Origin of the sequence: Burkholderia sp. Ac-20392 (genome assembly GCF_017104585.1) — a bacterium.
GTDB lineage: Bacteria > Pseudomonadota > Gammaproteobacteria > Burkholderiales > Burkholderiaceae > Burkholderia > Burkholderia lata.
In genome coordinates, this window is the sequence record NZ_JAAGPB010000001.1 from 56,339 (window position 1) to 76,483 (window position 20,145).

Consider the following 20,145-nt stretch of genomic DNA (forward strand, 5'->3'; position numbering starts at 1 on the left):
TCGGGGCTGTAATGAGGAGGTGGTAGCCATTTTGTTTCGGCCCCTGTCAACGCTCGCTCAACGCACGGAGGTTATCGGCGTTGTAGAAGCTCGGCTTGTAGTGTTGGTCCGCCGACGAATCGACCGACCACTTCGCGTCCCGTCCGGCCGCGAGCATCGAACCGTCCACGAGGTACCGGCCATCGACGAGGTTGTATTGAGCGAATGCGAGCGTGTCGCAGCTCCCCGTCTCGTACACCGGAATGACGTAACCCTCGCGCACCTTCGAGATGTTGCCCTGCGCGTCGTAGTCCACCGCGCCGAGGTAGTTCCAGCTGTCTTCGTCGACGTAGAACAGGCGCTTGGGCGCGGTATGGCGCATGCCCTGCTTGACCGTGGCTTCCACGACCCATACGCGATGGAGTTCGTAGCGACGCTTCGACGGGTTCACGAAGTCGGGGCCATAGGCGTCTTCAAATTTGTCGGAGAAGTCATACATGCCCAGGTCGTTATAGGTAACGATCATTTCCTTCTTGCCGAGCAGCTTCCAGGAGAAGCGGTCCGTCTGTCCGGAGAAGACCAGTGCTTCATCCATGTTGTACTGGTTGTCGAAGCCGATCTGGGGCGCATCGTACGCATACGACGGCATGCGGCGGGTGCGGCGCTGGCCCGGGAAGTAGTAGAAGACTTCGGTCGGCTTGCCGGCGTAGGTCGTAAAGATCGCGGCCTGGCCGGCAATGGCCGCCGGGGACTTGTACGCGTAGTAGGCGTTGCCTTCGACCTGGTTGACCTTCGCGAACGTCGTGCCGGCCTTGTCGCCCCACGGCTGGTAGATCCACGCATCGGACACGTTCTTGATCCAGTCGGACGCGCCCTTGCGCGGGGAGACGACGGTGATGATGTCGCGCATCTCGACGCCGGCGCCGCGGTAGTGCAGCTTCGCGTTCCACATCACTTCCGCGCCGGTCTTGGGCGAAGGGAAGGGGTAGCCGGGGAGATGGGCATCGGAGAGCTCCGACCCGTCCGCGTTCATCTTGGCGAAGCCCGCGTTGTTCTTCGTGTTTTCCGCGACGAAATCGGGAACGCCACACGTGCGCCGGGACGGATACACCGGCATCGTGAAGCCCTTCAGGTTCTTCAACAGCGCAATCTGGCCGGGGTTGAGCTTGTCCGCGTACTTGTCGACATTGCTGGCGTCGATCGTATAAAGCGGCTTGTCGGACTTGTATTTGAAGAAATCCGCGCGGCGCTTGCCGTAACTCCAGCCCGAGCCGACGTTGCCCACCGGTGTCCATGCGGGAATGCCGCTCGCGGTGCCGGCGACTTCGGCGCCCGACGGCGTGTGGGACGAATCCGTACCTTCCGCAAGCGCACCGGTCAAAGACATCGCGACTGCGGAAGCGATGACGGACAATTTCGCTGCCGATCGGATGAGCGAAGCAGATTTCTTGAAAGCATGAGTCTTGACCACGGCTATCTCCTTGACCTTGACCAGGTGACGTGCGCCCGCCAAAGGGTTGTGCATAGGTGAATACGGATGAAGGTACCGATAGTCCTGTCCGTTTGTTAGCTATGCGAAATGAATTGGGGTGTGCTTGTACTTTGTTTTGTTGAATCACCGAACTTCAGGTCATCGCTATGACGTAGAAGTTCGTATTGCCCGGCGCCTGGGTGGGGCGCCGGACGGTTCGTCAATGCATGCAGCTATTGGGCGCCTACCAGGGCCGGATGCGGCTTGTTCGACCGGGCCGGCTTCGTACGCGCCGCTTTTGAACGGCTTCTGGCTTCCGGCTTATGCCGGGACCGACGAGAAGTACTCAGCCGGCTGCGCGTGCCATCCTGCCCAGCGCTTCTCCCAGTAGAGGTTGTGAATCTTCTCGGAGATCGGGCCGGGGCCGTTGCGGCTGCCGAGCGGCTGATCGTCGATTGCGCTGACGGGCATGATCCCGCCTGCCGATGACGAGGTGAATGCTTCGTCAGCCTCGCGCAGCTGGGTCGCGGTGTACTTGCCGATGTTCACCTTGATGCCGAGCTCGGCGGCGATATCGAAGACGCTCTGGCGCGTGATGCCCAGCAGGCAGCCTTCGGCGGGCGTATAGAGCTCCCCGTTCTTGGCGAAAAACACGTTCGCACCGGCTGCTTCGGTGAGGTTGTCGCTTTCGTCGACGAGAACCGCCCAGTCTTTCTCCTGCGTCATCGCTTCGAACAGCGCGAGCTTCATGTCCATCCAGTGGAAGTTCTTGGCCGTGGGATCGACCGCCTTCGCGGAAATGCGGTTGTACAGCTTGCTGATCAGCAGGTTCGAGCCTCGCGTGCGGACTTCGTCGTCGGCCTGGAAGAAGAACGGCACGGCAAATGCAAACATCGCGTTCTTCATTGCGCCGCGGTCGCGGCGATCGACGCTCAGCGGGCCGCGAGTGACGCACCACCAGACGTACGCATCCTTCAGGCCGGCGTTGCGCACGAGGTTGTGGAGAATCTCCTTGACCTGCTCGCGATTGAACGGATTCTCGAGGAAGAACTTCGCCGACGACTCTTCCATGCGCGTGAGGTGATCGTCGAGCCGGAAGAAGTTGCCTCGCGAGACGGTGACGACATCGTAGGCCGCGTCGGCGTGCAGGAATCCCGCGTCGACGAGCGGGACGGTCGCTTCGGTGATGGGAACGTAATTGCCGTCACAAAAGGCGCTGCCATCTTCGTAGCGGGGTTCATGCGGAGCGCGAGCATGCAGCGGGTTCTCGTGCATGATCTGCTGGACTTGAATGATTGCCATGGTAATTACCTTTCGCTCCCGTGGGAGTGTTGTCGTTCGATGTTGACGTCAAAAGCGACCGGATCGCGGTGCGCTTCTTTGCGGATTGCTTACTTCCTGGCTATCCGGCGTGAAGTCTGCCATATGACTTGATCAAATGACCGTGTAGTAGAAAGTATTGCTCGAAAAATTCCTTGTCGATGAAGGTTAACCCTCTGTGAGGCCTGCCTGGATACGTGAGCGGCGAGCAGACCTTTGTCTGCCGGCCGTGATGGTCGAATGTCCGTTTCGGCAGACCAAACCGATCCGCCTGGGAAAAGTGGCTTCGGCGTGTCGCGAGCTTCGCCGGAAGCCGCCTCGTGGTGTCGTCTCCATCATCATCGCGTCACACCCGCTGCAGATCTTTTGCAGCGGCATGACGGTTCGTTCCCTGAAGCGTCTTACTTTGGCGGGCCGGTGGCAATACTGATTATTACCGAGTCATGTGACTTGGCCAAATGATCAAAAAAGACGATAGTATGGATCCTCCCGGGCGATCCAGAAGGCTGAAGACTCGCCCTCGATACCAACTGACATGGAGCGAGCAGATGCCGATTTTCGAAGCAGACCATCTCCGCAAGGCGTTCATAGGCGGCCGTTGGGTAGCGCCTGCGAACGGTGGCGTAGAGCACGACATCATCAATCCGGCGACGGGCGAAGTCTCCGGCGTGTTGCTGTTCTCTGACGAAGCCGATGTGAACCTGGCCGCGGAGGCGGCGCGCGACGCCTTCGCGGCATTCTCGAACACGCCCCTCGTTGAGCGGCTCAAGCTGCTCGAGCGCGTGATCGGTGCATACACCGAGCGGTTGCAGGATATGGCCGACGCAATCACGCTCGAGATGGGCGCACCGATGGACGCCATCTCTCGCCCGCTTCAGGCGGCGCTGGGGCTCTGGCACCTCCATACGACCCTGGAAGTCGCGAAGCAGTATCCGTTTGAACGAACCCAGGGCACGTCGCGGATCGTCAAGGAGCCGGTGGGGGTGTGCGGGTTGATTACGCCCTGGAACTGGCCGATGAACCAGGTCATGTGCAAGGTGGCGCCGGCGCTGGTGGCGGGTTGCACGATCGTGTTGAAGCCCAGTCAGAATGCACCATACTCGGCCATCGTTCTCGCCGAGATCCTCGAGCAGGCCGGCGTACCGCCCGGCGTATTCAATCTCGTGCAGGGCGCCGGGCAGCGCCTGGGCAGGGCGATTGCGTCCAGCCCGCTCTTCGACATGGTGTCGCTGACGGGTTCGACGAGCGCTGGCGTGGAGGTGGCTCAGGCCGCTGCGACGACGATCAAGCGGGTGACGCTGGAGCTGGGCGGCAAGTCGGCGAACATCATTCTGGATAGCGAGAACTTTCAGCAGGGCGTCACGCACGGGGTGCTCCAGATGATGGCCAATTCCGGCCAGACCTGCACCGCGCCATCGCGCATGCTGGTGCCGGCGCATCGGCTCGAGGAGGCGGAGCAGATCGCGGTCGCTGCATGCGGGCAGGTCGTCGTCGGTGATCCGCGCGATCCCGGCACGACCATGGGGCCGATGGCGAACCAGCGCCAGCATCAAAAGGTGCAGGAGATGATCCGGGTGGGCATCGACGAGGGCGCGATGCTTCTATCGGGTGGGCTCGGCAATCCCTCCGGGCTTGAGCGAGGCTACTACGTCAAGCCGACGGTGTTCAGCCGCGTGAACAATCGCATGAAGATTGCAACCGAGGAGATTTTCGGCCCCGTATTGGTGATCATCCCCTACCGGGATGAATCGGACGCCGTCACCATCGCCAACGACTCGCCGTACGGATTGTCCGGCTACGTCTATGGAGACTCGACCGAACAGGCGGAGCGCGTCGCCAGAAAATTGCGGACGGGGATGGTGCATTTGAACGGCGCGGCTGTCGATATCGCTGCGCCGTTCGGTGGGTACAAGCAATCCGGCAATGGACGAGAGTGGGGCTACGCCGGTATCGAGGAGTTCCTGGAGACGAAGTCGATGTTCGGCGCGACGCCGGGCGCCGTCAGCTAGCGGGAATCGACGACGGGCGTCCGGCGGGATGCGGACGTCCGTCTACGGAAAGGCGGCAAGATCGAAGCGTGCGATGTGGCGGAGCGCTGACGGGTGCTGTCGGGCTGCCGGCTATGGGTGCAATGATGCGCCGTGTCGACGCTCAAGCCTGTACCGTCGAGCTCGAGAGGGAGGTGGCAAACGCCTCCAGCGCTGAACTTGCATGATCCAGGTTCGCCCTGAGCTGGCGGATATTCGTGTCCCCGTGCCAACTGTTCAGCAATCCATCGATCAGGATGATGCTCATTCTGGCGACGGATTCAATCGCGTCGTGGTTGACTTGTGGCGCGCACTTGCCGAGATAAGCGATCGTTCGCTCGATCGTCTCGACATAGGTTTTCAACGCGAAATCGGGGCGATGACGCTCTGCCCACTGGATCAGTTCAGACTGTGCGCGGGCGTACGACGGATGCTGCACGAGCCATTCGACCATCTTGCGCAGCTGCCATCCGGCGAGTTCGCCGAAAGAATGAAATTCCCTGTCAGCGGGGGCATTCGCCGCGAGAAGGTCGAACAGGGATTCGTAAACCGCGTCGAACAGATCGTCCTTGGTATGGAATACATAATGCAGCGATGCCAGAGGGCAGTTTGCGGCTTCGGCGATTCGCCGCGTGGTGGCTCCGGCAACGCCGTGCGCGGCGATGACTTCAACGGCAGCGTCAACAAAATCTTGTCGCCGCAACGCAGCGCGAACTCTTGTCATTGGTAAACTCCGGTACCCGAAAATCCTCTTCCGTTCACGTCATACACAGGTGTAGTGTTTATCCGTGATACATGGTCAAGTGACCATAACGCTCGTGAATTATGTCGGCTTCTTGAAAGTTTGTCCATGAATGAGCCGGGCCACGGGTGCCCTGAATATTCAGTTCGCTTGGTTGAGCGGATTCTGGAGAATATGATCGATTGACTTGATCATTTGATCGGTCAACGTTAAGCAGACAAAGAGGCGTTGTCGATGGAGGTAAACCCGTGAGCGCGAGAGCGGCAACGTAAGACCGAGGGCTGCCTGCCGGGAGCGTCAGGCTTCCATGCGATGGGAAACGGGCGGCTTGGTCGCAGCCCGTGTGGATTTGCGGCGGTGCCCATCACCTCGCGTCGCACGTGCGCGGCCGGACGCGCACAACGGTTCGTGAAAGCACCTTCGAGCAGCGCTGGCGAGTAGGGCGGCGCACGGGACAAAGCTGAAAATGTCATGCGCCGCGCACCGTGCGGTCATTTTGAAGAGGCGACGTGACGCTGCCGCCGCGAGGACACCGGGGAGCCGGTGCCTCGGGGCAGGTGGCAGGAGCTTATTGCTTCCGTACCGACTTGCGAGGGGTCTTGGCGGCAGGGCGAGCGTCCTGAAGCGTCGTCGCATAGGCGGCCAGCATCTTGCTGGCGTGGTCGACATCGGTGGCCAGACGCTTCGAATCTTCCTGGGCAAACCACGAGAAAAGCAGTCCGTCGACCAGGGCGATGCTCAGCCGCGCGATGGCATCCAGCGCCTTGGCATCTGCACGGGGCTCGGCGGAGGCCAGCATGGCGCGGGCACCTTCCTGGGATATGCGAAGGGCGCCAATGGCCATGTCGGGCTGATGCCGGAGCGCCCACGTATACAACTCGGATTGAGTCTTCGCGTATGCCGGGTTTGCTTCGAACCAGGCCATCACGGAGCGCAGATTGAACTCCGCCAGTTCCGACAGGGTGCCGTGCTCCGGCGCCTCCGGGCTATCCGAGCGGATCAAGTCGATCAAGGACTCGTAGACCGCGAATAACAGCTCGTCCTTTGAGTGAAAGACGTAGTGCAGGGAAGCCAGTGGGCACCCTGCGGCCTCGGCGATGCGGCGGGTCGTGGCACCCTTCACGCCGTGCTCTGCAATCACTGCGACAGTCGCCGCTACGAGGTCCTGGCGGCGGACTTCAGCCCGTACTCTCTGCATTGGCCAGAGCTCCGTTTTATGTCTTCGTCCAAAGGTGCTACCCGTGCAGGGTAGTCGAATCCTCGGATATTAGCATGACGATGGACGGCATTTCGCAAGCAATGCAAGGCGTTGTCCTGCACGGATGTTGTGCCGCCATGGCGGCGCGGGAAAAGTCGTTCGCAGGTACGTGTTGCGCGTGATCGCCGCATCGGTGCATCGCCGTGCCCGGCAAACATCACGAAGCCGACGCGACTCGGCGGCCTGCTTCGGGAACCCGGGGCGCACTCATTCATTGGGCATCGGCCCGGCTGATCAAGCGGTGCTCCGTTTGTCCGGCGGCGTTTGCGTTCCGGTTTCGATGCTGATGTCTCGGGAGATACGCAAATGCGGTGACCGACGTGCGTCGGCGAAAAGGGCAGCCACGCGTCGCGCGGAATGAGCGCCGCTGCGTTGGCTTGTACGGCGCCTTCACGAGGTGGCTAATGGAAACTCCGTATTCCAAATGTCCTGTCGAGGCATAAGATTCGTGCCTGTGGATACGTGGTCATTTGATCAAGTCAACTTGTCTGCACCGCTGACGTGACTTTGGGTTTCTCTTGGTGCAGCGAAATCCCCGCTCCGGGGCATGTGTTTTGCCACCGGGCGCGTCAGCCGCAATGCAGGGAAGGATGATCACTTGAATCGGGTTGGCATGTGCATTGCTTTGTAGTCATATGACCAAGTCGTGAGATCTTGTTTGCTGACTTGAACGATGAATCTCTCTTGGTGATGTGGTCAACGACAACGATAGGGAATGCGAATGAGCAATTTGATTGCTGTCTTGGGCCTGGGGGCGATGGGGTCTGCAATTGCCGCCTCCCTGATTGCGGATGGCGAGAAGGTCGTCGTCTGGAACAGAAAAGCGGAGAAGGCGCAGCGCGTGCATGAAATGGGCGCACGCGTTGCCGATAGCGCCACGGCAGCCTGCGATCAGGCAGACGTCATCGTCGTCGTGACGGCGACACCGATTGACCTCGCGGCGGACTTCGAGGCGCTGGGCGAGCGGCTGAAAGGGAAAACGGTGGTCAATCTGGCAACGGGGCGCCCATCCGAGGTCCAGGTACTGGATCAAATCGTGACGGGTGCCGGCGCAAAATTCATCAGCGGAACAATCCAGTGCTTCCCGCCCGATATCGGTCGTGAGAGCGCCGTCATCCTTTTGGGTGGCGACGAGAAGATCTGGAGCGAAGTCGAGCCTCTGCTTCGAAAGATTGCGCCGCAATCCACCTACGTCAGTGCCAGACCCGATGTGCCGAACGTGCTCGATGCCGGGTTGACGGGCACCTTCGTTTTCGGTGCTGGCGCGGCCTTCCTGGAAGGTCTCAGATTCGTGGTGAATTCAGGCATTTCGATCGACGAAATTCGCGACCTGATCCCAACTTATATCGCCGGTCAGACCCACTTCATCGAAGGTCTGTTCGAATCCGTGGCGGCTTCAGACTATCAACCACGAGGCGCAGATCTGGAAATCTACGCGCGGGCCACCGGACTGTTTCAGCAGGCGCAGGAAGATATCGGGCAGCCGCCGCGAATTCTGAAGGCGCTACGCGAGCGAATCCTGGCATCCATTGCAGAAGGCAGTGGTGACCGAGGATACGCGGCACTTTTCAATCATTGACACCTGTTGGAGGAAGCACCATGTCGTTGCAACGCCTTTCAAGCGATAGCACTCCTGAAGATCTTGCGAACGCAGTTCGCCAGGATGGTGGAGCGATCGTCAAGAACTTTCTCGGTTCCGACTTGCTCGCGCAGATTCAGCGATCGCTCTTTGACACGCTCCAGTCCGCTCCGAACGGAGTAGACGATTACTTCGCCGGTACACAGACGCGTCGGGTCTCGCGCCTCTTTGCGCGTACCGACTGGATGGCCGAAGTTGCGTTGCATCCGCTCTATCTGGGCGCGGCGCGCAACATCCTGCAGACGCCGATCAAGATCTGGAGCGGCGAAAACCAGGTCGACATCGCTCCCGATATTCAGGTGGGCGTGACGCAAGCCATTCAGATCCTGCCGGGTCAAGGCCTTCAGCCGTTGCATCGTGACGATTCCGTATGGCTTTGGCGGCACCCGAACTATGGGCGCGAGGCCCGGTTCCAGGTCATGGTGGCGGTATCCGACTTTACGGCGGCAAACGGCGCCACGCTTGTCATCCCGGGTAGCCACAAGTGGGACGACGAGCGTAGCCCCAAGCAGGAGGAAGCCATTTCCGCGGAAATGTCCGCCGGCGATGCGCTGTTCTTCATCGGCTCCACCTATCACGGGGGCGGAAAGAACACCAGCGATGCACCGCGCACCGGCCTGACGATGTCGTATGACCTGGCCATCCTCCGGCAGGAAGAAAACCAGTACCTCACGCTGCCGATCGAACGCGTGAAACGCTATCCGGAAGAACTGCAGCGCCTGCTCGGCTGGACGTACGGCACGACTTTTGCCGGCTTCGTCGAGCGTAACGGTCAAATGTCGGATCCGAATGACCTGCTGAAAATGAAGGATTTCCTCGAGGTCGGGCACTTCGATTAACGGTCGGGATGGGGGAGTCCGGGCCCGGCTTTCACACGGAAATCGGGCGACTCCATCACCTGACGGCATCGTAGTCGATCGACGGAATGCAACAGGTCGGTGAAGCGCGAGCAATTCTGAAATTGCGATTTTTCGGTTGGACGAAGCAGTCTTCGAAACAGTGTCAGTGCGGATGCGAAAAAGAGGGCAATTCGATGCCTCGCCACGATTTCGCATTCGTGCAAAAGTCAAGGAGTCGATCGTGAGTTACGAAATCAAGGGAATCCGGAAAATCGCCCTGCTTTATACCGGGGCCGTGGTCTGGACGCCCACCTACCTGCTTCCGTTCAACATCGAAGAATCGATGGCCCGGTTCGGACTGTCAGAAAGCACCGCTGGATGGCTTGCGTCCGCGGTACTGCTCTGTCTTGCGCTTTCCATCATCATTTTCGGTCGTCACATGGCGACGTTGAACAAGAGAACGGGGGCGCTCGCTGCGGCAGCGCTTGCCGTTCTGTCGACGTGTGCGATGTTTTCGCATAATTTTTATGTATTCGTCGCTGCGAAACTGGTGCTCGGCGCCGCCTTGGGCGTCAGCTGTGTTTGCGCGTACGGGGTGATTGCACACGTCAAGCACCCGGAGAAGGTCGCGGCTCAAGTCGCTGTCGCGATGGCCATCATATTTTCCTGTGCGATGTACGTCGTCCCGATCGTGAATGTGAAGATCGGCAATATCGGTGTGGATGCCGTCCAGCTCGCCGTTGTCGTGGTGGCGCTGTTTTTCGGCGCGTTCATGCATCCTGCCATCAACGCAAGCGAGGAAACGGTCGCGAAGGACGCCATCAAATCCAGTGACGTCCGAGGGATTCTGATCAGCGCTTTCTTCATCTACGTCTCGCAGACGGCCCTCATGGGATTCGCCGCGGAGGTCGCTGCAACCCGAGGCGTTGAAGCGGAACAACTCGGCATGCTGTTCATGGTCAATGCGGCCTTCCAGTTGCCGGTGGGGGTAGCGGTCAACTGGCTGGGCGATCGTTTTGGTCTGTTCAAACCGATCGCGTTTGGGCTCGCGCTTCTGATCGTATGCAGCCTGGGCATGTATTGCGTGGGCGGCAGGTGGGCGTTTCTCGTGTCGACTGCCCTCATCAGTGCCGGTGCGACGCTGGTTGCCCCTTACATGGTGGGGGCGCTTTCACAAATGGACGCCAGCGGAAGAAGCACCGCGACCTGTGCGTCGGCCATCAATCTTGGCCTGGCGGTGGGCCCCGCGATCGCCGGCATGGTGTTCAGCGCGGCCGGCTTGCGTGCGGTCGGCTGGCTGTCCGTCGGGTTGCTGGTGGTGCCGATCTTTCTGACCAGCGTGGCGATCCGTCAGCTCAGGTCGCGACATTCCGAGGCAGCTATCGCTTGACGCGTGAGGCGAAGCGATCAGCTTGCCGCGCGAACGCGCCCCGGCCCCTGCGGGTGCCCGGGGCGGCGCCGGCCGCCTGACATGCCGGTGCGAAACCAATCCATGCCGGTCGCGTCTTCTCGCGTCGAGAGGTGATGCAAGGGTGGGTATCGACGTTGGCAAGCGCGATGGTTACTCAAATTCTTGACGATCATTGGAATGTGTCATGGAACTCAAATTTTATCTTTATTGCCTTGCTGATCTTGCGTTGATAACGACTTCACTCGTCTACGGCGTCAAGCTTCTCAAGCGGCGCAACGGCCTCCTCGGATTCGAGTGGCTGGTGACGACGTTCTCGGCATCGAATTTGATGCTCAATGCGCTGACTGGCGAGCATGCATTTCTCAGTAACTCGCTTTTTTGCGATGCATTTTCCAGAGGTTTCGGCGTACCTATCATCACTATCGTCGGCATGATGGCTGTTACGCACCGACATAAACCATCGATTTTCACTGAGGTCTTGTATGTGGTGGGCGCGCTGGCGGGAACCGTCGTTGTGTGGACGGCAGACTTCATGGTTGAGCCCAAGCCGTATTTCTATCTGGTGATGTGGTCGTTGTTCTCGGTGTATCTCGTGTACGTTGTCAGGAAGTTGCTGCGAATTGGCGACAAGCGCAACGCCGTGAGCGTGATCGTGGCACTGGTCGCCACGCAGATTATTGCGAGCACCTATGACTTCTACCCTATACCGGGTGACCATGATCACATGATCTTTTATATCTTTGCGTTGCTTTCCTGGTCTTACCTGTCCGTCTCGCTGTATTACGCTTATTGCGCGCTGGAGCGCGCGCAGGAAAAAGCAACGAGCCTCAATCGACGCTACACCCTTGGCAGCCTGGAACGAAATCCGCAGTGATTGCCGCGCGGCCAGCGGATTGCCGTTGGATCTTCATGCGGGAAAACGGAGATGGCTACTTCAATCGTGAGCTATCCCGCCGTGGAGGGTGTGTCATTTGATCGCGAGCAATATCTTGCCACCCACGCCGCGCTCGTACGGGCAGCGTGGGGAGAATTTGGCCTGCTGTCGGTGGAGGTTCTGTTTCCGGTGTCAGGTCTGCAGCCCTTTGGCTGCGTAACGGTACCGCCGTTTCTCTCTCATGCAGGCATGACAAGCCGGCCGCGATCGATTCGTGCTGCGACTGACGCGGCGATCAACTTGCGACCTCGAAGAACCGGACGGGCCGCGATCGAGCTCGGTACCGTACCCGGCGCGGAGCTGAGGTTTCAGCACGAACTCGAGCAGTTGCCCAAGCGCGCGGTCCGGCGCGTCGTGGGCGTCGCCGCACGATGCGTGCACACGAAGCCAGCACAGCCGTGATCGAGCGAGAACGCGCTATCGAGATGAGTTGCGCGCGCTCGCCTTTGCTCGGCCCCCGTTCTGCCTTCGCTCGTCCGATCGCGATGCTGACGTTTCCTGTTCCGCTGGCGTCAACAGACGACGTGAATACGGGTCTGTTGAGAGCGGAACGGGACACGGGCCGGGTTGTCTCTAACCCCGGTCCGCGAGCGGCTTCCTGAAACATTCAAACACGGCGGCCAGCTCATGTTGACCGTGTCCCTTGGCGATGGCCTGCTGGAGTCGCGCCAGGACTTCTTGCGGGTAGCTGCTGTCCGTGCCACTTTCCTGGCTGAACGCCACCAGCTGTCCGATACCCGCGGCCCAGCTGTCGAGGGTGGCCTGCGACCCTGAGTAATTCCCTTTCTTGATCATCTGTACGCACGTCTGAAGCGTATCCTCGACGAAGGGACGACGCGCCAAGGCAAGTGACAAGTAGGTGTCGAGGGAGATGCCTTCGGCGTCACACACGGCGGCGCCGTAGAGAAACCCGAGCGCGGCCCCCAGGGAGAACGAACCTACCACTGCGCCATCGAGAATGGCGGCATTCTCGAATCGCTCTCCAACGAACAACGCATGTCCACTCAGCTTCGCCAGGGTAGGTCGCAGGGCTTCGAAGGTCGAACGCGAGCCGGCATACAGAATCGAACCGTCCGGCGTGCCGATATCCTTGGGGTAGCAGCCGATGGTGCCGTCCAGGTAAGCCACGCCGTGTTGCTTGGCCCATTCCGCAGCATCTCGCGCGTCCTCCGGTGTGCCCGTCGTGAGCTGGATGATCGTTTTGCCTTTGAGACGGGCCGCGACGTCCGGCGTGCGCAGCAACGAGTCGGACGCGCCATAGTCGAGTACGCAAACGATCACGACCTGACTCGCATCGATCGCCTCCGCGGCTGAGTGTGCGACCTGGGCGCCAACCTCGCCAAGCGCCGCGGACTTGCTTGCCGTGCGGTTCCAGACGGTGACGCGATGATTGGCGGCAAGCAATGCCTTGGCCAGGGCCGCTCCCATTGCGCCGAGACCAATGACGGATATTGCCTGCGCCGTTACGGTATTTGCCATCACAAAACTCCTTCGAATCGGGTATACGAAACTTCAGAAGAGGACTCGCTTTGCACAGCGAGGAACAGGGGTGCCCGCCGTCAACCGCCACCGATCGCATGTGGCAGGAACCGGTCGTTGCCCTGCCTGCTTGCCCGGCAGCCGCGTCGGGATGCGCTCGATCAGCACCCTGCCGTAGTCGGTCTTCCACATCGCATCGGTCGACTCGGCGTCGATGAAGCGTGGTTCGCCCGCGTTGGCGGATGCGGTAGATCCTGGATGGTTTCACGCGAGAAGTGCCATCCATCGACGTCGGGCAACGACGGATCAATCCGCGACGAATGCTTTAACCTGCATGAGTTCGAGACGCTGGATGAAGCCACGACGATCATCGAGGCATGGCCCTTGAATGACCTGCCAACGATGGTTATCCTGGCTCCTCTCTCGAAGAAGCAGCACCAGCCGAATTCGCTTTTCAGCTGGTGCCCTGGTCGGATCCGGCTGGATCCGAAATGCTGTCAAGCGCGCTCCAGATCTGGCGCGAAAAACCGCGCCGATCAAGCGCATCCGGCATTAACGCTGCACGGTGTCCAGGATATCCAGGCGGCTCACTGCAATCGCCTTCTGCTTGATCGCGCCAAATGCCGCTTCGGTCGCCTCGAGCGTACGTGCGATGTCGTCGTCGGTGTGGCTCGCCGTGAAGAACATGTTGTGCCACGGGTGGAGATAGGCGCCATTCTTGATGACTTCCGAAGCCCACGCCCGGCCGCGCGACACGAGTTCGTCGTCACCCGCGAAAAGCATCTGCGGCATGACGCTCGGCCCGGTCTGCTTGAGTTCGAAGCCATGCCGCTCGGCTTGTTCCGCGATGCCGGCGCGCAGCTTGTCCGCCAACCGCTTGGTATGTTCGAGGTAGTCCGTTTCTCGTACCAGGCGCAGCGTTTCGATCGCCGCGGCCATCGGCACCGCCGAGAGCCAGTAGGAGCCCGTGACGAAAACGTTCGTCGCAGCCTCTCGCGCCTTGTCCGAACCGAGCACCGCAGCGATCGCATAGCCGCCGCCGATGGCCTTGCCCCAGCAGCTGAGGTCCGGGTGCACGCCCCAGTCCGACCATGAACAGTCACGCGACAGGCGCAGCCCCGTGCGGACCTCGTCGACGACCAGAAGTGCTTCCTGCTCGTCCGCGAGGCGACGGCACTCCTTCGCGTATTCGATCGACGGGAAAAACTGGTCGTAGAGCACTTCGTGCCGGAACGGCGTAGCGTAGATGGCCGCTACGTCACCGTCGACGCTCTTGACGGCGGCATTGAGGCTCTCGATATCGTTGTACTCGAAGTAGACGATGTGAGCCCGGTCTTCCTTGGTAATCCCCGTCGTATAGGGCACGTTCCACGGGGACGCCCCATGGTACGTACCGCGCGCAACGAGAATCTTGCGCTTCTCGCGATAGGCGCGCGAGATCACCATGGCCATCGACGTGGCGTCCGAGCCGTTCTTGCAGAACATCGCCCAGTCGGCGTGGCTGACCTGTTGAGTGAGCGCCTCGGCAAGCTGAACCATCACCTCGCTGGGGCCCGTCGCTGTGTCGATCTTCTGCAACTGGAGGGCGGCGGCCTGCTCGATCCGCTCGTTGCCGTAGCCGAACAGATTCGTGCCGTAGCCACACACGTAGTCGATGTACTTGTTGCCATCGACGTCCCAGAGATGGGTACCTTTCGCTTTTGCAAAGTACAGCGGGAAATCTTCCGTCAAATACTTGACGCTCTGGTGACCGTACATCCCGCCCGGGATGACCTTTTCGGCTCTTGCGAACCACTCGTTCTTCTTTGCCAGCCTGTCCATGCTCGACTCCTTGTGAAAAATTCGTTCCTGGAACGTCAGACCCGATATCAATTCTTTTGACTGAGTCATTTGACCAAGTGTTCGGATGCCGGAATTTGGGGGAATGCAGCTTCCGGAATCTTGCGTCTCGTCGTTGGATCGACACACCGTCCAGCCTCGCGTCGCGAATGCAGCCTCGCTGCGTCGCGCACTTGGGCATCTGTCGTCGCTTCATGCGAATTGGTCATTTGACCAAGTCTAGTGTCCATAAATGTCGACCGTACGGAAATTGGCGTTTTCCACTAGCCCCGCACAGCAGTGGATCGAGGAAACGCTCGGTATGCCGCGGCGGGGGAGGAGAGATGGGCAGCGGCAGTGCGCCGGCGCGCGCCGTGCGGCGGCGTCATCGGAGCCGCATAATGAAAATCCCCGCTCAACCTTCGAGCAGGGATGCAGGGCGATCAAGGTGGGGAGGCGGGCTGGGGAGGGTGACGGTGCACTTCCGCCTGAAGACTTCGCCGCGGGAGATCGTGGTGCGTACGGGCGTGTCCAGACGCACGTTGCGCGCATGGCAGGGGCAGACTGATCGACTCAGCCGAACGCATCCGCAGCGCGCGGGCCCGCGCGTCCTCGACGCGTGGACCCGCAAACTGTCGGGCCGGTCAAGACCGAAAGCCGCCGCCGAAGGGCGAGCAGTGTGCGACGCGGATCGTGTTCAACACGATCCGCGTGCAAGGCTACGCAGGCATGTTCGATCTTTCCTGGTGGAGCTTATTGGCTCGAGTCGTAGTGCTCGATATGGTAGAGAACCATGAATCCCGGGCTTAATATAAGAAGGATTCCGGCAACGAGAGAGATTGCGACAAATAAACGCTTCACCATGATCACGCTCCTGAGTTGGATGAGGTGCAATAGAAAGTCGATTCTTGGGGGCCATCCCCCGAAAGGCACGCAATCCCCACATTCGAGTGGTGGTCAGCCGTGCGGCCTGCAAATGCATTGATCGAAGGCTGGTCGACGGAGTGCCAATCGGATACGCGCAGATCCGGGCCGACGAGGGCCGATGGCCGGGATGGCGCAAGAGGGGGGGCTTGCATTGCGCTGTCCGTCAGCCGAGTGGCTGTTCGGATCGCGCTCGGGTTTGCGTGCCGCCACTCCGAATTCGTCGCACGTCGCTGCCCGGGTCGTTGACCACGACCTTTGCCCCCAGCCGGGCCAGCAACAGCGCATGCCCGCGCCCGGGACCGGGGCTTGCACCGGTCACGATCGCAACGCGATTCGTCAGGTCGATCTTCATGGGGTGTCTCTCTGGTGGTGATGCTGTCGAGGCCCGCGCAGGTGCATCACGGAATCCCGGGGGGGATCAACCCTCCCGGACCGACGCAGGCCTCTGTTCCTGGCTTAAAGACCGAGGTGCGTTGCGATATCGTCGTAGTCGACTTGCCACAGGCCCGGCGTGCCAGCGGGGTATTGCGAGCGGAAGCCGATGATTCGCTGAACGCGTTTCGACAGGCGTCGCACGGTGTCCATGTCGACGATGAAGGGATACGCTTCCTCCGGCGTCAGGTAGGACGGTTGCATCGGAATCGTGAGCCCGCGTCGGCGCTCGTTCTTCGTCACGTTCGCACCGCCGCCGTGGATCACCTTTCCGCTGAACAGCAACGCGTCGCCGGCGTCCATCTCGGCGGCAATGGTCATGTCGGGCGTGCCCTTGCTGTCGAAGTAGTCCTCGTCCCAGCTCTGGCTTCCCGGAATGATTCGGGTGGCGCCGTTTTCCTCGGTGAAGCGCGTCAGCGCAATCATGAGGTTGGTGAACACCGTAGGCCCGTTGATTCCGAGCGCGCACAGGGGCGGGAAATTGCCGACATCGCGATGCAGCATCTGTGCCGTGTTGCCCGGGCCGATGTCGATGACCTGCGCGGTCGAAAGCCACCAGTCGCCGGACTCTTCACGGTAGAGCACCTCGCCGAGTTCATGAAACAGTTCGTCGTCCAGCACGTCGCCAAAAGTCTTGCTGTGCGTGACCATGTTCGTCAGGCGCTTGGTATAGGTGCCGTGGAATTCCTTGATCAGTTCGTTTTCGTGCGACGACCCTTCGCGAAGCCGCTCGAGCGGAACATCGACCTCGCGGTTGATGTTCGCGACCTGCTCCTGGGTCAGGTAATTCTTGATCCGGACTCCGCCGTATTGATTCATGAGCGACACGATCTCTTGCGCGCTGGTCTGCTTGGAGACGGTAGGGAGGGAGTCCTGAATGGTCTGAGTATTTGCGTTCATGTTTGCCTCAAAGTTGTGTGGACGGTTAGATCAGAAGCGACGTCACGTTCTGACTTGGGTGGTGATCCAGACATCAAGTTGAATATTTGACTGAGTCATTTGACTACATACGCCTTCGCTTTCTGCCATACGTTCCCTTTACGCCAGTTAACGAAGCGCACACGTTCCTTCCAGCGTTGTCGCGACCTCCGGATGATCCAGCACCCGTTTCCAGAAGCGACAGACATGGAGCCATACGCTGGGTTTCCGGTGAGCTGGCGTATTCGTGACAAATCAGGTCAAATGACCAAGTCGTATGATCGAGGAAGTTAACATGGCGTATTTCGACGGTCGATCATGGTTAACCCGTCGCTTTCGAATGGGGTGGTTGATGAACGGAGCGCGGTCGTTCTGGCGTGGATGCGAAAGTTGTGGTCACGCCTGGCGCGGGGTGACGAGACGTGATCCCGGATCGAATAGTCACGCCCGCGGCGACGAACCTTGCCGGTTTAAGTCTTGCATTCGGGTTCGCGCACACGGCCCGGGAGTAGCCGTAGCGGGAGGCGGTCAAGTTGCCGGACGTGCACCACTCCGGTACCGAATCGAGCACGCGTCGTTGATGATGGGCTCGAACTCGCCGGGCTGGAACGTTATCGTCGCAAATATCGGGAACAAGCCGGTTTTGACTCGTGCGCAATAGTCGCGAGTCTCGGTGAGCGCGATACGCGATTTCAAAAATGTCACCTGTACTGCTTGGAGTAGACATTTTTCGAAGCGGATCATGGTATCGCTTTGATATCTGCTGCAAAGAGGTGTGGCGCGGGCCAGGCGATCGGGCATGCAAGCTGCTCGCTCGTCGGAAGCGCTCGCGTACGGGGCTGCCCCCGTGCCATTGCGTGCGCCAAGATCGACATCCTTCTCCGCGAGGCGCCCATGCATAAAGCGAACCATCCATCCCGCGCCCGATCGGGCACGCACGACCGGACCTCGGCCGATCCACGGGCGGTCACGGTCAGGCATCCCGTCACGCGCGCATTCGAACGGTTCGCGTCGCACGTGACCGTGTGGGCCGGTTCGCCGATCGCGTTCGGCAGTGCGGTGGCCCTGACGGTGCTGTGGCTCGTTACCGGGCCGTTGTTCCACTATTCGGATGCATGGCAGCTTGTCATCAATACCGGGACGACGATCATCACGTTCCTGATGGTGTTTCTGCTGCAGCGCAACCAGAATCGCGACAGTGTCGCGATGCACCTGAAGCTCGACGAACTCGTCGCCGTCACGCACGCGGCAAGCGACCGGCTGATCGGGATCGAGGACGCGTCGGAAGAAGAACTGCGCGCGATGGCCCAGACCTACCTCGACTTGGCGAAGCGGGTGGCCGCCCGGGACGACAAACAGGACGACGGCCGCGATCGCAAGCGGGCCGACCACTCGCGGGAATCGTGACGGGCGGCAGCGCGACCGCGCAACGACCGGCACGCGATCCGCGGACGCTTTTTCAAGCGCTTGTCAATTCTGTCCCGGCGTCGCGGTGGGTTGCGGCTTCTGTACGACGAAGCGCCGTGAGATGCGTGAGCGCCGTCGCTCGAAGGCGTGGAAGTGTTCGCACAGCGGATCGCGCGTTGCATCTTTTCGGTGTTTGCCGGCCGTTCGTTCCGTATTGCGCAGGCTACTCATTCGAGGCACCGACGCTGCGTGCGTCGGGGCGGGAACGAATATCGCTCCGATCTTCAAATGAACGCTGCACGACGAATGTCCGTCGTTTACATCACCTGCTTCGGTACAGGATCTTCCGCATGTGTGGAGAAGCGCGTGCAGCTACGAAGCGCACGTTGATGCAGTACGGTTCGCGGCGGCGGGCAGCGCGTTCGCCAGGTGCCTGTCGTTCCGTCGTCGGCATGCTTCGGGTCACGCGCTTGTCTCGGCCGGGCAACCGGATGTCGATGGGCGGCAAATGCACGTTCAGGCGACATCGTTTCCGGTGTTTCGGGAGAGGCGCTCCACCAGCGATTTCGCGATCCATTGTCAAGAGGGCAACGCCATGCACACATTCACGAACTTGAGCCCATTGGTCTCGCTGATCGCCGGCATTCTCATTCTGGTGGTACCGCGCCTGCTGAACTACATCGTCGCAATCTACCTGATCGTCATTGGATTGCTCGGGCTTTTCGGCGGACATTTCCACTGATGCGGCGCGTCGGAATCTAGAGGTGTTCGACGCGTACCTCGACTGAATCCCTGGGTACGGTCAGTCGCGTGCGGCCAAGCAGTGCATCCGCGGGCGCGGCTCCGTCAGGGTTCAACGGCTTCACCTTGTTGAACGTGACGGAAAAGTATTCCGGCGTGACGGTGGCCGACGCATAACCTTGCGCGTCGTGGTCGGCGCGGCACAGATCGGGGTTGTTCGCCGTCAGGAAGCTGTCGAGTCTGGCAGGCGTGGCCGCGATCGACGTGAGCGGTGTACCGTCCCATGCGGCTTTCAGGTAGGAATAGAAGGACATGCTGCTGATGCCGGCGCAGACGAAATCGACGATGACCGGCACCCCCGTCGCGGGATCGGGATCGTCCCGCACGATGCCGCACTGAAATGCATGCAGGTCTCCGGTGATCGCGACGACGTTGTGGATCCCGTTTTCCGTCAAGTAAGCGAGCAGTTCGTGCTTGTGCGCGGGATAGCCGTCCCATGCGTCGCAATCGACCACGAGGCGGGCCGCCGGTGTCTTGGGTGCACCTGGCATCAGGAACCACAGACGGTTCAGCATCACCTCGTTGCCCCATACCTTCCAGGTTGCCGGCGAGCCCTTCATCGCGGCTTTCCACCATCGTGTTTGTTCCGGGCCGAGCATCGACGGCGGGCGGCCAAGCTGCCGGGTATCGCGCGCCTCGTCACGCTGCAGCACGTCTTGCTTGACGAAGTAGCGCGAGCCGGCTGCGTCGTCGCCATGCACCGGGTCGATACCATCAGACCTCACCGTTCAAAACGTATTCAG

The 20,145-nt window shown here is 60.5% G+C and carries 16 protein-coding genes and 1 pseudogene; 8 read left to right on the forward strand and 9 right to left on the reverse strand.

Features of this window, described 5'->3' with window-relative positions; genetic code table 11:
• Window positions 1–46 precede the first annotated feature (46 nt).
• Window positions 47–1,366, reverse strand: a complete 1,320-nt coding sequence (locus G3N99_RS00220; protein WP_241011332.1) for a DUF1329 domain-containing protein — start codon at window positions 1,364–1,366, stop codon at window positions 47–49.
• 405 nt (window positions 1,367–1,771) lie between these two features.
• On the reverse strand, window positions 1,772–2,752 hold the full coding sequence (locus G3N99_RS00225) for an aminotransferase class IV (protein WP_174932977.1): 981 nt from the start codon (window positions 2,750–2,752) through the stop codon (window positions 1,772–1,774).
• A 566-nt stretch (window positions 2,753–3,318) separates the two neighbouring features.
• Here G3N99_RS00225 and G3N99_RS00230 point away from each other — a divergent pair.
• Entirely contained in the window at window positions 3,319–4,779 is a 1,461-nt protein-coding gene (locus G3N99_RS00230; RefSeq protein ID WP_206121281.1) for an aldehyde dehydrogenase family protein, read from the forward strand.
• A 142-nt stretch (window positions 4,780–4,921) separates the two neighbouring features.
• On the opposite strand, the gene G3N99_RS00235 is transcribed toward G3N99_RS00230, so the two are convergent.
• Window positions 4,922–5,521, reverse strand: a complete 600-nt coding sequence (locus G3N99_RS00235) for a TetR/AcrR family transcriptional regulator (protein WP_174938103.1) — start codon at window positions 5,519–5,521, stop codon at window positions 4,922–4,924.
• Between the two features lie 586 nt (window positions 5,522–6,107).
• On the reverse strand, window positions 6,108–6,737 hold the full coding sequence (locus tag G3N99_RS00240) for a TetR/AcrR family transcriptional regulator (RefSeq protein WP_174932359.1): 630 nt from the start codon (window positions 6,735–6,737) through the stop codon (window positions 6,108–6,110).
• Window positions 6,738–7,518: 781 nt separating this feature from the next.
• Between G3N99_RS00240 and G3N99_RS00245 the strand changes: the two genes are divergently transcribed.
• The 5 genes from G3N99_RS00245 (at window position 7,519) to G3N99_RS00265 (ending at window position 12,022) form a co-directional block, all read left to right on the forward strand.
• Complete coding sequence (locus G3N99_RS00245; RefSeq protein WP_241011336.1) at window positions 7,519–8,376, forward strand: NAD(P)-binding domain-containing protein; 858 nt, start codon at window positions 7,519–7,521, stop codon at window positions 8,374–8,376.
• Between the two features lie 20 nt (window positions 8,377–8,396).
• Window positions 8,397–9,275, forward strand: coding sequence for a phytanoyl-CoA dioxygenase family protein (locus G3N99_RS00250; RefSeq protein ID WP_206121283.1), 879 nt, complete (start codon window positions 8,397–8,399; stop codon window positions 9,273–9,275).
• Between the two features lie 241 nt (window positions 9,276–9,516).
• Window positions 9,517–10,665: an MFS transporter gene (locus G3N99_RS00255; protein ID WP_254601431.1), complete on the forward strand. Its 1,149-nt coding sequence runs from the start codon at window positions 9,517–9,519 to the stop codon at window positions 10,663–10,665.
• A 205-nt stretch (window positions 10,666–10,870) separates the two neighbouring features.
• Window positions 10,871–11,560 (forward strand): hypothetical protein, encoded by a 690-nt coding sequence (locus G3N99_RS00260; RefSeq protein ID WP_206121284.1) that lies wholly within the window; start codon window positions 10,871–10,873, stop codon window positions 11,558–11,560.
• A 51-nt stretch (window positions 11,561–11,611) separates the two neighbouring features.
• Window positions 11,612–12,022, forward strand: a complete 411-nt coding sequence (locus tag G3N99_RS00265) for a hypothetical protein (RefSeq protein WP_206121285.1) — start codon at window positions 11,612–11,614, stop codon at window positions 12,020–12,022.
• Between the two features lie 171 nt (window positions 12,023–12,193).
• Here G3N99_RS00265 and G3N99_RS00270 read toward each other — a convergent pair whose 3' ends face one another.
• From G3N99_RS00270 to G3N99_RS00285, 4 genes and pseudogenes are all read right to left on the reverse strand, one after another.
• A complete protein-coding gene (locus G3N99_RS00270; RefSeq protein WP_206121286.1) occupies window positions 12,194–13,099 on the reverse strand; it encodes an NAD(P)-binding domain-containing protein in 906 nt (301 codons plus the stop codon).
• A 552-nt stretch (window positions 13,100–13,651) separates the two neighbouring features.
• Window positions 13,652–14,920: an aminotransferase class III-fold pyridoxal phosphate-dependent enzyme gene (locus tag G3N99_RS00275; RefSeq protein ID WP_206121287.1), complete on the reverse strand. Its 1,269-nt coding sequence runs from the start codon at window positions 14,918–14,920 to the stop codon at window positions 13,652–13,654.
• Between the two features lie 1,108 nt (window positions 14,921–16,028).
• Window positions 16,029–16,196, reverse strand: a pseudogene (locus tag G3N99_RS00280) (3-hydroxyacyl-CoA dehydrogenase); the annotation flags it as partial.
• Between the two features lie 104 nt (window positions 16,197–16,300).
• A complete protein-coding gene (locus G3N99_RS00285; RefSeq protein WP_206121288.1) occupies window positions 16,301–17,176 on the reverse strand; it encodes a phytanoyl-CoA dioxygenase family protein in 876 nt (291 codons plus the stop codon).
• A 912-nt stretch (window positions 17,177–18,088) separates the two neighbouring features.
• On the opposite strand from G3N99_RS00285, the gene G3N99_RS00290 reads away from it, so the two are divergent.
• The gene (locus tag G3N99_RS00290; RefSeq protein ID WP_206121289.1) at window positions 18,089–18,601 is read left to right on the forward strand and encodes a low affinity iron permease family protein; all 513 of its coding nucleotides are present in this window, start codon (window positions 18,089–18,091) and stop codon (window positions 18,599–18,601) included.
• Window positions 18,602–19,196: 595 nt separating this feature from the next.
• Window positions 19,197–19,343: a DUF3096 domain-containing protein gene (locus G3N99_RS00295; RefSeq protein ID WP_174933710.1), complete on the forward strand. Its 147-nt coding sequence runs from the start codon at window positions 19,197–19,199 to the stop codon at window positions 19,341–19,343.
• A 16-nt stretch (window positions 19,344–19,359) separates the two neighbouring features.
• Here G3N99_RS00295 and G3N99_RS00300 read toward each other — a convergent pair whose 3' ends face one another.
• A complete protein-coding gene (locus tag G3N99_RS00300) occupies window positions 19,360–20,127 on the reverse strand; it encodes an alkaline phosphatase D family protein (protein WP_346778447.1) in 768 nt (255 codons plus the stop codon).
• Between the last annotated feature and the right edge of the window lie 18 nt (window positions 20,128–20,145).